Origin of the sequence: uncultured Phascolarctobacterium sp., assembly GCF_902463975.1 — a bacterium.
GTDB lineage: Bacteria > Bacillota > Negativicutes > Acidaminococcales > Acidaminococcaceae > Phascolarctobacterium_A.
This window is the reverse complement of the sequence record NZ_CABQHJ010000042.1, coordinates 1-15,505: the sequence shown is the minus strand read 5'-3', so window position 1 is coordinate 15,505 and position 15,505 is coordinate 1. Positions and strand designations below refer to the sequence as shown.

The window sequence follows — 15,505 nt, the reverse complement described above, 5'->3', positions numbered from 1 at the left end:
AAAGTACTTGGCTGGAAGCGGCCTGGGAGGATAGATAGCTGCCGGTTAGAAAAAAAGAACCATACCAAAAGGTATGGTTCTTTTTTTCTATCTGTGTAATTATGCATACGAACAGGCCGCAGGCCTGGCTGCCCAGCCACCGTGCCTAAAGGAGCTTTGCGACGCATAGGCGCGTTTGTGGCGAGGCGTATCGACGAGCTGATGTAATCAGCTTGTCGATTGAGGATAGATTCTACAATTATGGAATCAAGTCGGCGGCGGGAGCTTCTTAATGAAGTATTGCTGTTCGCGAGAGTTATATCGTTCCAATCAGCAGCAATTTTCCCGTGCCTGTAGGGCACAACGCAAATTTCGCATGGAACCAGAACGAAACTGCGGTAAAATTTGTCAGACGGTAACATTTTGTTACGTCCCCTTGTTTCTATGGTACCAGATGCTCATTTGCTAAAATTGCTATTCCTTGCACGATATATCCCTCGCTCAATTTACTTGAGTCCGTAGTACTTGCACCCCAATGTCACTTGTTCTATAATATACCTATCTTATTTTCCGGGAGTATTAGCATGAAAAAATTACTTATCACCGGCTTTGATCCGTTTGCCCATTATATCGTCAATCCTTCCTGGAAGGCAGTAAAGGCTTTGCCGGAAATTGTTGGCAATTATCAGCTGCATAAGCTGATGCTGCCGAATATATTTGATTTAGAGGCTAAAATACTGTTAGAGGAAGTTGGCAGGGTTAAGCCTGATGTTATTTTGCTGTGTGGTATGAACAGCGGCGGTACAAGAATACAATTAAATCTGGCAGCATTAAATATCCGCGATGCCTTGTTAGAGGATAACCTTGGTCACAGACCTTGGGGAGTACCTATCAGAGAGGGCGCTCCTGATGCTTATTTTGCTACCATTCCTGTGCATGATATGGTACGCTCTTTACGTGCCAAGCATTATCCCGTTGATTTGGCGCTTAGTTCCGGCGGCTTTGTCTGCAATGATATTTTTTATCTTACTTTGCATGCTTTCCACGATACTGATACTAAAGTTGGCTTTGTACATGTACCGTTGCTGCCGGAAATGGTGATGGATGAGAGTATGGCTTTGCCATTAGAAAAAACTACGGAAGTTTTGCAAGCAATCATCAAAGAATTATAATTTACCGGATAGCTGTCATGGCTATCCGGATTTTGCATGTCTAAGCATAAATTTGCATGCTTAAATGCTATTATTTTTCTATGCAAGGCGCTATAATATTAAAAGCAAAGCATATGGGCAGGTGATATGATGTACTTTCAATACGGCGAAACAGAAATAAATTATCTCAAGCGCAAGGATAAAAAGCTGGCGTGGGCGATAGAGCAAATCGGTCATATCGAGCGCAAGCTGGACGCTGATTTATTTGCTGCTGTTGTACGTCACATTGTTGGGCAGCAGATATCATCTAAGGCACAGGTGACGGTTTGGGCACGTATAGAAGCAAGGCTGAAAGATGTTACACCTTTGGCAGTGCATGCTGCGTCAGCACAGGAGCTGCAGGCCTTAGGCATGAGCCTGCGTAAGGCAGAATATATCAAGGATTTTGCGGATAAAATTGTCAGTGGTGAATTTGATTTGCAGTCCGTGGAGCAGATGAGTGATGCAGAGGCGATTGCTGCTTTGAGCAGCCTGAAGGGTATAGGTAAATGGACGGCAGAAATGATTTTGCTGTTCTGCCTGCAGCGACCGGATATTTTAAGCTATGATGACTTGGCAATTCAGCGCGGTTTACGGATGCTGTACCATCACCGCAAAATTACGCGTGAGCTGTTTGCCAAATACCAAAAGCGTTACAGTCCCTACGGCAGCACGGCAGCAATTTACCTTTGGGCGATTGCCGGCGGTGCGATAGAGGGCATGAAGGATTATGCGCCTGAGAAAAAATGTTAAATTATAAGGGTTCTATTCCCCTTAGTGCTACCACGCAAAATAAATGAGGTTGAAGATGTTGTACTATAAAAAGATTTCCTCGCCTTTAGGCGAAATAACTTTACGCAGCGATGGTGAAAGTTTAACCGGTCTATGGTTTGCAGACGATAAGCATTATGGCGATAAAGATATTCAAGATGCGCAAAATGCGGAGCTGCCTGTTTTTGCACGTGCCGAAAAGTGGCTGGCTGAATATTTCGCAGGCTGCGAGCCGAAGGTAAATGTACCTTTGCAATTTAGCGGCAGTGATTTTCAGAAAAGTGTCTGGAAGATATTGCAAAAAATCCCTTATGGCAGCCTCATTACTTACGGCGATATTGCGTGCGAAATTGCAGCGCAGCGTGGTCTTGCCCGTATGTCGGCGCAGGCTGTAGGCGGTGCAGTGGGGCGTAATCCGCTCTGCATTATTATTCCGTGTCATCGCGTAATAGGCGCTGATGGCAGCCTTACCGGCTATGGCGGCGGTATGTGGCGCAAGGTGCGTTTGTTAGAGATAGAAAAGGCAGATATGAGTAAATTAACTGTACCGACAAAGGGCACAGCGTTATAAAGGAGTTTTTTATGAATAAAATGTATTATCCTGTTGTCGCATTGGCATTGGGACATCTGGTTACCGATATGCAGGCGGGTGCGCTGCCTATCGTTTTACCGCAGCTGAAGGAGCTGTTTTCCTTGAGCTATTCACAATTGGCAGCGATTGTACTGCTGCAAAATATTATGTCATCCGTTATTCAGCCGGCCTTCGGCTATCTTACCGACAGGCGCTCGCTGCCGCGCTTTCTGCCGCTTTGCGCAGCGCTGGCAGGTGCAGGCTTTGCCTTTGTAGGCTGGGTATCAAGCTACACGCTGCTTTTGTGTACTGTTATCTTCATCAGCCTGGCGAGTGCAACATACCATCCGCAGGCTTCCAAAACAGTAAATTTTTTGAGTGATGATACAAATCGCACGAAGAATATGGGCTTATTTTCTATCGGCGGTAACGCCGGTATGGCGGTTGGCTCTATCTTCATGACCTTCCTTTTAGGCCTGGCCGGCGGTATTCATAACACCATGTATTTTGCTGTCCCCGGCTTGCTGGTTTTCTTGCTGATGGCTAAGGCGATGCCGGATTATATCCGTGTCAACAAGGAGCATGAGGTGCAGCAGGCCAAGAAGGCTGCAGACGGTACAAGCGAAAAAATGTCGTATTTTGCGCTTTTCCTGATTTTGTTCTATATCTTCATGCGTTCTTCTATTCACAGCGGTATTTCAACGTATTTGCCGTTGTATTTTATGAAGTTCCGCGGCTTTGAGGCAGTCTTCTCCAGCAGTCTGGTTTCCGGCTTCCTCTTAGGCGGTGTGGCCGGCACTTATGTAGGCTCTATTTTAAGCGATAGACTTGGTGCACGCAAAATTCTTTTAGGCTCTATTACGTTGAGCATTCCGGCGATTTATTGCATTACTATTGCTACGACAAAGCTTTTTGCTATGGCTTCGGTTGTTGTTGCAGGCTTTTGCATCATCGGCTCCTTTGCGACAACCATTATCATTGCGCAGTGTATGATGCCGAATAATGTTGGCATGGCGTCCGGTCTGACAATAGGCTTCAGTGTTGGCTTAGGCGGTTTTGGTGTAACGATTTTGGGCGTGTTGGCTGATAAGTTCGGTCTGCCGATGGTTATGCAGCTTTTGGTATGGCTGCCGATTGTAGCTGCGATTACGGCTATTTGGATTCCGATACCGAAAAAATTACAAAAATAAAACAGCATATGCTGAAAAAATGGTCTTCGGAACTTTTCGTTTATCTTAGGTAAATCATATAATAATTTTTTATAGAGGGGTATTTTCTTATGGATAATAACTATAGACTTGGTATTTTTTATGGTCTTGGTGCCTATCTTTTATGGGGCGTGCTGCCGATATACTGGAAGCTGCTGCAGCATGTTGAGGCGATGGAAATTTTGGCGAGCCGTTTTTTATGGTCGGCCGTTTTCGTTTTTCTCTTGTTATTGGCAACAGGCAAGCTGAACATCTTCATGCAGGAAACCAAGGCAATTTTCAGCACAAAAAAGACTGCCTGCTGCATGGTGCTGGCAGCAATTATGATCAGCTTTAACTGGGGTATTTTTATTTGGGCGGTAGAAGCAGGACGCATTGTAGAAACGAGTATGGGCTATTATATCAGTCCGCTGATGAATGTGCTCTTTGGTGTAGTATTTCTGCGTGAGCGCCTTGCTAAGCTGCAAATTGCAGCGGTTAGCTGCGCTGCTGTCGGCATCGGTGTGATTATTGTCCATAATGGTGGCTTGCCCTGGATAGCATTGACACTGCCATTGACCTTTGCCTTCTATGGTTTGCTGAAAAAAATTATCGTTGCCCAACCGATGACGAGTATCCTGTTGGAAACATTGTTGATTTCACCTTTGGCTGCAGGCTATTTGTATTACCTGAATACTGTGGGAGGCAATGTATACCAAAGCTGCGATATAAATACGCTGCTGCTTTTGGCAGGTGCCGGCGCTGTTACGGCAACGCCAATGCTGCTGTTTACGGCCTGCGCGCGTAAGCTGCCATTGAATATTGTTGGCTTTTTGCAATATATTTCGCCTTCTATCTCGCTGATGATAGGCGTGCTGATTTACGGTGAACCGTTCACCGGTACTACTGCTACAGCCTTTGGCTGCATTTGGGCGGGACTGGCACTGTTCATCTGGTCGCAGCTAAGAAGATAAAAATAAACTCCTGCAGGCAGGCTATAGGCCTGGAGGCAGGAGTTTTTAGCGTTATATAGATACAAGTTTTATTTTTAATCCGAGTGGATGCATGATTTTTAGGAGCGTATCTAATTTTGGAGTAGTTTTTCCTGATTCAATACGCGCAATGGATGATTGCGGAAGTCCGCAAAGCTGTGCTAATTCTCTTTGACTTATACCTAGGGCGTTGCGTTTTTCTATCATTGCACTGACAATTGCAGTCAACTCGTCTATTTCTTCCATCAGCAAATTATTATTTTCGTCAATGCTTTTTACATACTCTTTGTAATCTTGCCAAGTTCTCATTTTTGGACCTCCTGACGTTTTAAATATTGTCTACGGTTATTTATAGCTTGCTCAAACTCTTTCCTTGGAAGTTTTTGAGTCTTTTTTCTGAAGTGATGCAGCAAAACAAAGCGGTCATTTGTGTAGGAAAAATAAAGAATACGATTGTTTCCAGGACGTAATTCCCAAATTCCGTCAGCAATATATTTTGTAATAGTTTCCGGTAAATAAGTACCTTTCTCTTCCAATAAGTTTAAGCATAAACATATTTGCTTGTATTGAATGCGTGCATCTTTATTGGTAAGTGCCTTGATGCGTAAGGTTTCCAGAAATTGCCATACAGAAGAATTTCCTCGTGAGTCTTCATAAAATTCAATAGTATACATATTAGTGCACTCCTGTCATTTTATTACTGCTCACACATATATGATAGCATGTATGCTATCATAATGCAAGCAGTTTAGTTTTTAATAAAAAAGGAGTATTGCAGTTGGTACTACAATACTCCTAAGAGAACGACAACAATATTTAATTATTTATATTTTACCACAAAAACGCTTGTTGTTACAAAAATTTTAATGATTCTTCGGGAATAAATCTGTTTCCATAGCAGAACTGCCTATCCTCTCTTTTTGAAAAATCCAGGCTGCTTATGCTATAATTATATTTGTTTTTTTATGGAGGTGTTATAGTGAGCTTTTTCTCAGATAAGTGGCGCGGTATTATTTTATGTGCTGTTTTGGCAGTGCCGTGCTGGTTTTTAGGCAAGCTGGTGCCTGTTGTCGGCGCACCGGTCTTTGCAATTCTTTTAGGCATGCTGGTGGCGCTTGTGTGGCCCGTACAGGCTGCGTTTAAAAGCGGTGTAGGCTTTGTATCCAAAAAGGTGCTGCAATACGCAGTAATCCTGCTTGGCTTCGGTCTGAATATTTCCGTAGTGCTGGCAACCGGTAAGCAGTCACTGCCGATTATCGTCTGCACGATTGCAACCTCGCTTATCGTGGCCTATGTATTGCATAAGATGATGAATATCCCGGGCAAGATTTCCACGCTTATCGGCGTAGGTTCATCTATCTGCGGCGGCAGTGCGGTGGCAGCGACAGCGCCTGTCATCAAGGCGGACGATGAAGAGGTGGCGCAGGCTATCAGCGTTATCTTTTTCTTTAATGTGCTGGCAGCGCTGCTTTTCCCCTGGTTGGGTACAGTGTTGGGATTTTCTACGACAAGCGGTGAAGCCTTCGGTATTTTTGCCGGTACTGCTGTTAACGATACTTCTTCGGTTACGGCAACGGCAGCGACTTGGGATGCCATGTTCGGTCTTGGCACGGCAACGCTGGATAAGGCGGTAACAGTAAAGCTGACGCGTACACTGGCAATTATTCCGATTACGCTGGTATTAGGTTATCTTGTAGGCAAGCGTGAACAGGGTGCAAATCATGAAGTTAATATCAGGAGCATTGTGCCGAGCTTTATACTGTACTTCGTACTGGCTTCGCTTATCACTACGCTGGCGACAAGCATGGGCGTAGCAGCAGAGTTTTTTGCACCGCTCAAATGGCTCAGCAAGTTCTTTATCGTTATGGCGATGGCTGCGGTAGGTCTGAATACGAATATCGTCAAGCTTGTGACAACAAGCAGCAAGCCTTTGGGACTCGGTCTTGGCTGTTGGGCAGGCATTACGGTTGTGAGCCTGCTTTTGCAGCATCTGCTTAATCTCTGGTAAGCAGAATAAAATTTAATTTTGCATCGGAAACAGCGACAAATAATAGTTTGTTCGCTGTTTTTGACGTTTTAAAAGGCTGTTTTGCTTGTGAGCGGGACGAAGCGGGACCCCTAGATATAGTGTTGTGGAAATCTCCCCCTAGTTGTTATTAAAGTTATCCACAGATTGTGCATAACATGTTGATAATTGTGTAAAATCCTTGTAAACAAGCCACTTTTTTCTCTGAGGCTGGTGGATAACACTCTGCATAACTAAAAGTTATGCACAAAAACTGTGGATAAGTCTGTTGATACTGTTGATAACCCTGCACTAAATATCGGAAAAGGGGGATATATTTTCCAGGAAAACAAGATAATTTCCTATTGCTGAGGTGGTATTTTGTATACAAACGCAAGTTTTTTTGCTATCTGCAAAGTTTTTGCTTGCGTAATAGACGATTTTTGTTCATAATATTATTATGACTAATTGTAAGTAAATGGAGGAAGATTAGGTTATGGCATTAAAGCAAATGGATGCATTGGCAGTTTTGCGTGAGGCTGCAGGTGAAGTTATAGAAACTTCTTTGTGTGATGTACAGGGTAACTGGCTGGCACTGGTAAATACTGAGGAAGGCAAGCGCCTGGCTTTTGCTGCGAAGGGTGAAGCTACGCTGAGCGCACTGTGGAAGGATGTTGAAAAGGAAGCAGACGTTAAGGACGTACATGTTTCTGTTATGGCACTGAATGCAAATAATGCTGCGCTGGTGCGCCGCTATGTTAAATGGACTGCACCGACTGCCTGCGGCACTAAAGGTGCCAGCATCGGCTTCAGCGATTGGCTGGGCGAAGCGGATGCTGTTGTGGCGGAGCTGTTCGGCAAGCGTCAGCTGAAACCGGTATTAGTTGATTTTACTACCGAGGACAGCGAGGCTTTGCAGCGCTATTTTGTACAGGCTGTGGATACTGCAACCTGGGGCGTGCTCGAAGAGGGCTACAAGGAAGGCTACGGCGCTAATGCTGCCGGCCTGAAAACCGAAGAAGAAATCGTTAAGGCTCTGCTTTATGGTTACAGCATGATTGGCTTTGACTGCAGCGATAAGATTGACCTGGGCATTGAAAAGCTGTCCGACGAGGCTGTTGACAAACGCTTTGAGCAGTTCAACGAAACCTTCCGTGCTGCTGTGCATGCTTCCTATCTGAACGCTGAGTTCAAGGTTGGCAGCAGCAAGATTACCTTTACTGAAAATCAGCTGCATCGTATCGTTCTGGAATACGGCGAAGCAATTATGCATATCCAGTTCATCTATAACTCCTATTTGAAGAATACTCCGTGGGATATTGATTTTGAGCTGGACCTGTCCAAACCGGGTAAAGTGCTGACTCCGCAGGAGCATTACCTGATCGGTAACGAGCTGCAGCGTAACGGTATCAAGCTGAGCTCTATCTGCCTTGACCCGCTGAAGGACGCAGAGGCTGTAAACGATAACCTGCAGCTGCACTGCGAGATTGCGGACACCTTTGGCTATCGCCTGAGCTTTAAAAATGCGGATATCGCTATGAACGATACTGCTGCTGCTATGAAATATCTGAAGGGCAAGGTTCATTTTAAAATGAACAATATCCTCTGGATTAGCGCAATAGAGCTTGCCAAAGCTCTGGATGCCGACCTGTTCGGCAAGCTGTGTGCTGCCTGCGGCTGTGAGGCTGCAGCAGACGCTGCCGACCGCGCACTGGTGCTTGGCTACAGAAAGGCGCTGAATCCGAAGGAAGAAGGCAATGTTGCTGCTGACATGAAGGCTTTCCTGGAGGCACATCATGATGAATATGCTTCCGCTATCAAAGAGAATGTGGCTGCTAAATTAAAGAATATCTGAAATTAAAATTCAAGGGCTTCCCAAAAATTTTTGGGAAGTCTTTTGTTTTAAACGATACAAAACAGCGTTTTTAGCGTGTTTTTGCATAATGGATATTAGTGTACTTTGTCTACTGAAAAGTAGCGCGAAAAATTTAATCATTTGATTAGTATATGCACAATAGACAAAAAGCTGAAAATGTTCATATACAGTGACTAAAAGAAGAAGAATGTAAAATTTTGCAAAAAGGTGTTGACAAACGATTTAGATGGGTGTATAGTATCAGTAATTTCAAATTGCAAACCAAAGGTTATGATTGGGACTAAAGATAAGCGTAGAGTTTTAGAGAGCCGGTGTCTGGTGCAAACCGGTACGAAGCCTTATTGATTAAATCACCCATGAACTCGTCAGCGAAAGCTTTGCAAGTAGACTGATGCGCAACGGATGCGTTATTTCCGAGCCGGTTGATGGACTGGTGCTGAAAGTAATAAATTAGGGTGGTACCGCGTATTATACGCCCCTGCATATATGCAGGGGCGTTTTTTTAATACTACTCCTGAAAAGTCCATCAAAAGATAATTGACGTAGTAGAAAATTAAGGTGTTCTTGATAGGAGGAATTAAAATGTTTGAAAAGGTATTGGTAACTGGTCAGAATGATGAAACTTTATTGCCGCGTGTATTGCGTGTGCTTTCCAAGCAAGGTGCTCAGGTACGCTCCCTGCGCATGGATGCAGAAGAAAATCGTCTGAAGCTGGAAATCCAGCTGGCAGATGTAGCTGCTGCTCAGGTTGCCAAGCTGCTGGCTAAGCAGGTTGCAGTTGAGTCTGTAGCTACTATGGCGTAAGGGGGACGGACTGATGAAGCTGAAGGGCTCAGAAGCCATTGTAAAGGTCCTTTTGGAGCAGGGCGTAGATACAGTCTTCGGTTATCCCGGAGGTGCTGTGATTCCTTTGTATGATGCATTGTACGATGCACCGCTGAAAAATGTGCTGACAGCACATGAGCAGGGCGCTATTCACGCAGCTGACGGTTATGCCCGTGCGAGCGGCAGAACCGGCGTATGTATCGCAACCTCCGGTCCCGGTGCTACAAACATTGTTACCGGCCTGGCAACTGCTTATCTTGATTCCATTCCGCTGGTAGCGATTACCGGTCAGGTTGGCGTAAGCATGCTGGGACGTGATTCCTTCCAGGAGATTGATATTGTCGGCGTTACAATGCCGATTACCAAATACAACATGCTGGTACGCAGCAAGGAAGAGCTGCTGCCGGCACTGCGTAAAGCATTTGCCTTGGCGCAGGAGGGCAGACCGGGACCTGTGCTGGTGGATATTCCCAGCAGTGTACAGGTTGAGGAGCTTGAATGGAGCGAGCCACAGGCAGCTTCTGCAGCAGATGAGCTGCCGCAGGCAACACCGGAGCAGCTGCAGCAGGCAGCGGCAGTGCTGAACAAGGCACAGCGTCCGGTACTGCTGGTTGGCGGCGGCGCTGTCAATAGCGGTGCGCAGGAAGAACTGCTGGAGCTGGCACAGAAGGCTGATTTGCCGGTAGTAAATACGCTGATGGGCATTGGCGTTTATCCCGAGTCTGATGAACGCTCCTTGGGCATGACCGGTATGCATGGTCATATCGCTTCCAACATGGCTGTAGCGCAGGCTGATGTGCTGGTAGTAGCCGGCAGCCGCTTCAGCGACCGTGTAACCGGTGACCGCAACCGTTACGTAGGACAAAAGACGATTATCCAGCTTGATATCGACCCGACGGAAATAGATAAAAATATAGCAACAAGCCTTTCCGTAATGGGTGATGTAAAGCAGACACTGCAAAGCCTGCTACCGTTGGTGCAGAAGGCAGCGCATGCCGACTGGTGGCAGCAGATTAAGGCCTGGGATGCAACAGAGGACCGCAGCCTGCTGGCAGGTGACCGCCTGACAGCTCCCTGGATGATGAAGGAGCTGAGCCGCAGCTTTGAAGGCGAGCATCCGATTTATGTAACTGACGTTGGTCAGAACCAGATGTGGGCAGCACAGCATTTAGTTGTTGATAAACCGCGTCACCATCTGACGAGCGGTGGCTGCGGTACGATGGGCTTCGGTCTCCCAGGTGCGTTGGGTGCAGCCTTTGCCGAGCCTGATAAGCAGGTAGTACATATCTGCGGTGACGGCGGCTTCAAGATGACAGGCATGGAGCTGTATACGGCAGCTCGTGAAGGCAAAAAGCTTATCAGTATCGTTATTAATAACAGCTGCTTAGGCATGGTCCGCCAATGGCAGCAGCTCTTCTACAACGAGCATTACTCCAATACTCTGCTGACAGAGTTTGACTTCATCGGTTTTGCTCATTCCTGCGGTGCAGGCGGTCGCAGAGCAGCAACCTGCAAAGAATTCCAGGAGGCGCTGAAGGCAGCGCGCGAGGCTGACAAGCCCTTCCTGATTGAAGTAATCGTAGAGCAGGGAGATCTGGTGGAGCCTATGGTGGCAGCCGGTGCTGCGGTAGATGATTTCGTCAAGATTAACAGATGCAGATAAACAGCTATAAATAAGGGAAATTTTTTATTAAATTTGTATATTAAAATAAGGGAAAAGAAAGAGGTAATAACAATGGTTAAAATGTATTATGACAACGATGCGAATCTGGAATTATTGAATGGCAAAACAGTTGCTATTATCGGCTATGGTTCTCAAGGCCATGCACATGCACTGAACCTGCAGGAGAGCGGCGTAAACGTAGTTGTAGGCCTGTATGAAGGCTCCAAATCCAAAGCTAAGGCAGAAGCTGCCGGCCTGAAGGTTATGACTACCGCAGAAGCTGCTAAGGCTGCCGATATCATCATGATGCTGATTCCTGATGAAAAGCAAGCTGCTACATATAAAAAAGATATTGCTCCGAATCTGGAGGCAGGCAATGCTTTGGCTTTTGCACATGGCTTCAACATTCACTTCGGTCAGATTGTTCCGCCTGCTGATGTAGACGTATTCATGGTTGCTCCTAAAGGCCCCGGCCATTTGGTTCGTCGTACCTATACAGAAGGCAGCGGTGTTCCCGTTCTGGTAACTGCTTACCAAAACCCGACCGGCAAGGCTCATGACCTGGCTCTGGCTTATGCTAAGGGCATTGGCGGTACCCGTGCAGGCGCTCTGGAAACCACCTTCCGTGAAGAAACCGAAACCGATCTCTTCGGCGAGCAGGCAGTTCTCTGCGGCGGCGTTTGCGCTCTGATGAACGCAGGCTTTGAAACCTTGGTAGAAGCAGGCTATGAGCCTGAAAGCGCATACTTCGAATGCATGCATGAGATGAAGCTGATTGTTGACCTGATGTATGAAGGCGGCATGGCTAAAATGCGTCATTCCATCTCAGATACCGCTGAATATGGCGATTATGTAACCGGTCCTCGCATCATCACTGCTGAAACCAAAGCTGCTATGAAACAGGTCCTGGCTGAAATTCAGGATGGTACCTTTGCTAAGAAATGGCTGTTGGAAAACCAATGCGGCCGTCCGCAATTCAACGCTATGCGTCGTCGTGCTGCAGCAACCCAGGCTGAACAGGTTGGCGCACAGCTGCGTGGCATGATGAGCTTCCTGAAGAAAAAATAATCAACAGCTTATTGGCACTTTTAGTGCAGAAAATAAAAATAAGGGGAAGAGCGTAATCCGCTAAAGGCAGCGTACAGAAAAAAATAGCTGCCGGGATTACGATAGACAAAAATAAGGGAAAGAGCGTAATCCGCTAAGGACAGCATACAGAAAAAATCAGCTGTCCGGATTGCAAAAAATAAGGGAAAGAATGTGAGCCGTAAACGCAGCATAGAAAAATAAAAGCTGCGTGGCTTGCAGTAATTAAAAATAAGGGAAATATTAAAAGGTCGCTTACCTGCGCGTCAGATGCAGGAAGCGGCCTTTTTGACATGCCGGCATAACGTTTTTGATATAAAAATCCTCCCGGCGCATCTGCGCGAGGGAGGTTTTTGCAATATTTATGACAGAATGCAGTAGATTAAGCGTGAGCAAGCTGTTTATTTTTAATAAGAGCGAACACCTTGAAGGAGCAGCAAAGGATGAGTACTGCACTGACAGCAAGCACATAAAAGCCATGTCTGCTGCCAAGCATGGTAGCATGCGCAATGTTTGCCGGTTCCGCAGCCTGTGCTGTCGCAACAATTGTGCTGATAACCGCTGTGCCGACTGCACCTGCCAGCTGCAGCAGCGTATTCATAGCTGCGTTGCCGTCGGCATTCAGCTCTTCCGGTAACTGGCTCAGGCCATTGGTCATAATCGTTCCCATGGAAAATCCTTGGCCGAAGGCAAAGAACAGGTAGAACACAATGAAGAGCAACGAGCTCAGTTCACCCGGATAAAGGCTGTAGCAGATGACGGATACGAGAATCGATATATTGCCTAATATAATAGGACGTTTGGCACCAAATTTATCCAACAGCCTGCCGCTGATAGGCGCAAGCATAGCACCGATAATGCACCCAGGCAGCAGCAGACAGCCGGCGGTAAAGGCATCTGTATGCGAAACAAGCTGCGCATAGTTGGGGATTAAAAAACCAAGGCCAAGGCAGATAAAGCCGACGAGTAAAAGGCTGACTGTGCTGAGAGTATAGGGCAGATAACGGAAAATCTGTACGCGTAAAAGCGGTGCGCTGCTGCGTAATGATTGTTTGTAGAAGGCAGTTAACGCAGCAAAGCAGATTGCGAAAAGCGCAAGCACCTCGATACTGAACCAACCGAAGTCAGAGGCAATACTGGTGGCAAAAATCAGGCTGCTGAAGCCGATGATAAGCAAAAGGTATAAGCCGAAGTTAAAGCTTGTTTGCTCCAGCTTGCCTGCCTGACGGATATTTTTGATACCCAAGACAGCAGACAGTAATAAAAATGGCAGCAGGCTGATAAAAATCATCCGCCAGCCAAAGTAGCTGACAATCATACCGCCGAGAGATGGGCCGACAGCCGGTGCCATGGCGGTGATAAGCGAAGCTATGCCAATCATAAAGCCCAGGCGTTCACCGGGAACCTGCTCCAGAATAATGTTAAACATCATCGGCAAGGCGATACCTGTACCGATTCCCTGCAGCAGCCTGCCGATAAGCAGAACATTGAAATAAGGCGACCAGGCGGCGAGCAGTGTGCCTGCAAGAAAGCTGGCGATGGCAGCAGTAAACAGGCTGCGTGTTGCAAAACGTCGTTTGAGGTAGGCAGATGTTGGGATAATCAGTGCCAGCACCAACAGATAGCCGGTAGTTACCCATTGTACGAGCGAGGTGCCGATATTAAATTCGTGCATGAGCGTGGGAAAGGTAACGTTCATAGCGGTTTCGACAACCACGCCGCTAAAGGACATAATGCCGGCGGCGATAATTGATAATAGTAAGCGTGCATCTAACACACGCGCGGAGTTGTCAGTCATTATTTTTTTCCTCACTATGCATGATAACGGGAGCTTGGCCCTGCAGAGCAGGCTTATGCGTAGACATGGTTTGGTAAAGCTTGGCGATGGTGGCTGCAGTGGTGCTGATATCTGCTTCGCTGATATCGGTGATTTGTGTAGCCAGCCAGCTGTGATATTGTTCAATGTAATGGGCGTGAATCTTTCGTCCTGCGTCTGTCATACGCAGTCTGACGATGCGTTTATCCTGCTCATCGCTGATTTTTTCGATAACATTGATTGCCTGCAGCTCGCTTACCAGACGAGTGATGCCGGGGCGCGTTACCTGCAGCAGATCCGCAATGTCGCTGACCTTGGGAGGCTGCGCGGTACGTTCAAGGTATTCAATGTAGTCTAGCACCTTGAGATTGCCGGGAGTTAAGCCTTCCGGCAGAGGCGGCTGCAGCTCTACTACACGCTTTGCTTCGTGGCAGGCGATGAGCAGAGTTTTGATTGCTTCGATAGGCAGTTTATGTGTCATGATGATTCTCCTTTATAAATGATTACTAAAAGTAATTATCGAAAATAATTATATTGCGGTGATGGGGGATTGTCAAGGTGGGAGTTAGAGGAGGATGATTAAAATCCGTATTCGATGTAAAAATGAATAAATTTCATGTTAGTAGATTGTATAATGCATTTGCACACCTAAAGATAATAAAAAATCTATATCATTTCCCGCTTTTAGAGTACTCATGAAAATAAATTATTCACAAATCAGAGTTTTTATGATAGAATCATCTTAGGAATCGTTTAATTAAAGTTACTTGAATTATAAAATATTTTAAGCAGGTGATTTTGTGGGAAAAGGATTGCTGGTTTCGTCAATAGCTTTGGCAGCAGGTTTTTTATTGCCTGTATATGCTGATGCAGCTCAATTAGATACACAACAACATATAATTGCTCAGAAAGAGCAGGAGCAAGCTTCCAAACGCGCTGAACAGGATTTGCAGCATCGCGTTAGTCAGTCTATGGCTAAATCGCAGCAGCAAAGCAGCCGTTTGGAGGCTTTTGTTTTACCAGCGGAAGAGAATAGTTTTAAAATCAAACAGTTTGTACTTTCTGCGCCTGAGTATGGATATAAATTTACTTGGATAGATGAATATCTGGCACAGTTTAATGCTCAGAGAATCGGCGTGAACGGCATCAATGAATTGCTGAAACGAATCAACCAGGAAATCATTAACCGCGGATATGTAACAACGCGAGCTTATGTTGGGGAACAGGATTTATCAAAAGGTAAATTTGTCTTTTCATTAGTTCCTGGTATTGTGGGGGATATTAAATTCAGAAATGAAAATACCTGGGGAACTTGGCATAATGCAGTTTGCATGAAGCGAGGTTCAATACTTAATATACGTGATATAGAACAGACCATAGATAATTTTAACAATGTGCCTTCGCAGAGTGCAGATATAAAGATTGAGCCGGGCAGTAAAGAAGGTGAAAGTAATCTTGTTATAGATATTAAGCGCACAAAGCCCTGGATTTTAATGACTTCAGTAGATAACAGTGGCACTAAGACAACAGGCAGGGCACAGATG

The 15,505-nt window shown here is 45.9% G+C and carries 15 protein-coding genes; 11 read left to right on the top strand and 4 right to left on the bottom strand.

The window, feature by feature from the left end:
* Positions 1–563 precede the first annotated feature (563 nt).
* From RDW05_RS10915 to rarD, 5 genes are all read left to right on the top strand, one after another.
* Positions 564–1,151 (top strand): hypothetical protein, encoded by a 588-nt coding sequence (locus RDW05_RS10915; protein ID WP_307979056.1) that lies wholly within the window; start codon positions 564–566, stop codon positions 1,149–1,151.
* A gap of 129 nt (positions 1,152–1,280) precedes the next feature.
* Positions 1,281–1,922 carry a DNA-3-methyladenine glycosylase gene (locus RDW05_RS10910; RefSeq protein ID WP_374111036.1) on the top strand — a complete coding sequence of 214 codons (642 nt, stop codon included), beginning with the start codon at positions 1,281–1,283 and terminating at the stop codon, positions 1,920–1,922.
* A 55-nt stretch (positions 1,923–1,977) separates the two neighbouring features.
* Positions 1,978–2,511 (top strand): methylated-DNA--[protein]-cysteine S-methyltransferase, encoded by a 534-nt coding sequence (locus tag RDW05_RS10905; protein ID WP_304222804.1) that lies wholly within the window; start codon positions 1,978–1,980, stop codon positions 2,509–2,511.
* Positions 2,512–2,522: 11 nt separating this feature from the next.
* A complete protein-coding gene (locus RDW05_RS10900) occupies positions 2,523–3,701 on the top strand; it encodes an MFS transporter (RefSeq protein WP_293692840.1) in 1,179 nt (392 codons plus the stop codon).
* 89 nt (positions 3,702–3,790) lie between these two features.
* A complete protein-coding gene (gene rarD / locus RDW05_RS10895; protein ID WP_307979052.1) occupies positions 3,791–4,672 on the top strand; it encodes an EamA family transporter RarD in 882 nt (293 codons plus the stop codon).
* A 51-nt stretch (positions 4,673–4,723) separates the two neighbouring features.
* Here rarD and RDW05_RS10890 read toward each other — a convergent pair whose 3' ends face one another.
* Together RDW05_RS10890 and RDW05_RS10885 are read right to left on the bottom strand one after the other, a co-directional pair.
* Complete coding sequence (locus RDW05_RS10890) at positions 4,724–4,999, bottom strand: helix-turn-helix domain-containing protein (RefSeq protein WP_293823563.1); 276 nt, start codon at positions 4,997–4,999, stop codon at positions 4,724–4,726.
* Positions 4,996–5,364: a type II toxin-antitoxin system RelE/ParE family toxin gene (locus RDW05_RS10885; protein ID WP_293829035.1), complete on the bottom strand. Its 369-nt coding sequence runs from the start codon at positions 5,362–5,364 to the stop codon at positions 4,996–4,998. Before RDW05_RS10885 ends, RDW05_RS10890 begins: the two co-directional genes overlap by 4 nt.
* Before the next feature lie 305 nt (positions 5,365–5,669).
* On the opposite strand from RDW05_RS10885, the gene RDW05_RS10880 reads away from it, so the two are divergent.
* The 5 genes from RDW05_RS10880 to ilvC all read left to right on the top strand — a co-directional run bounded on the left by RDW05_RS10880 (position 5,670) and on the right by ilvC (position 12,127).
* The gene (locus RDW05_RS10880; protein ID WP_307979051.1) at positions 5,670–6,698 is read left to right on the top strand and encodes a YeiH family protein; all 1,029 of its coding nucleotides are present in this window, start codon (positions 5,670–5,672) and stop codon (positions 6,696–6,698) included.
* A gap of 493 nt (positions 6,699–7,191) precedes the next feature.
* Positions 7,192–8,550, top strand: a complete 1,359-nt coding sequence (locus RDW05_RS10875; protein ID WP_307979050.1) for a tagaturonate epimerase family protein — start codon at positions 7,192–7,194, stop codon at positions 8,548–8,550.
* A 603-nt stretch (positions 8,551–9,153) separates the two neighbouring features.
* Complete coding sequence (locus RDW05_RS10870) at positions 9,154–9,375, top strand: hypothetical protein (protein ID WP_021719399.1); 222 nt, start codon at positions 9,154–9,156, stop codon at positions 9,373–9,375.
* 13 nt (positions 9,376–9,388) lie between these two features.
* On the top strand, positions 9,389–11,059 hold the full coding sequence (gene ilvB, locus RDW05_RS10865; RefSeq protein ID WP_307979049.1) for a biosynthetic-type acetolactate synthase large subunit: 1,671 nt from the start codon (positions 9,389–9,391) through the stop codon (positions 11,057–11,059).
* Positions 11,060–11,104: 45 nt separating this feature from the next.
* Positions 11,105–12,127 (top strand): ketol-acid reductoisomerase, encoded by a 1,023-nt coding sequence (ilvC, locus tag RDW05_RS10860; protein ID WP_293848882.1) that lies wholly within the window; start codon positions 11,105–11,107, stop codon positions 12,125–12,127.
* Between the two features lie 400 nt (positions 12,128–12,527).
* On the opposite strand, the gene RDW05_RS10855 is transcribed toward ilvC, so the two are convergent.
* Complete coding sequence (locus RDW05_RS10855) at positions 12,528–13,943, bottom strand: DHA2 family efflux MFS transporter permease subunit (protein ID WP_307979048.1); 1,416 nt, start codon at positions 13,941–13,943, stop codon at positions 12,528–12,530.
* Positions 13,936–14,442, bottom strand: a complete 507-nt coding sequence (locus RDW05_RS10850) for a MarR family transcriptional regulator (RefSeq protein WP_307979047.1) — start codon at positions 14,440–14,442, stop codon at positions 13,936–13,938. Before RDW05_RS10850 ends, RDW05_RS10855 begins: the two co-directional genes overlap by 8 nt.
* 319 nt (positions 14,443–14,761) lie before the next feature.
* Here RDW05_RS10850 and RDW05_RS10845 point away from each other — a divergent pair.
* On the top strand, positions 14,762–15,505 hold a 744-nt coding region (locus tag RDW05_RS10845; protein ID WP_307979046.1), incomplete at its 3' end, for a POTRA domain-containing protein.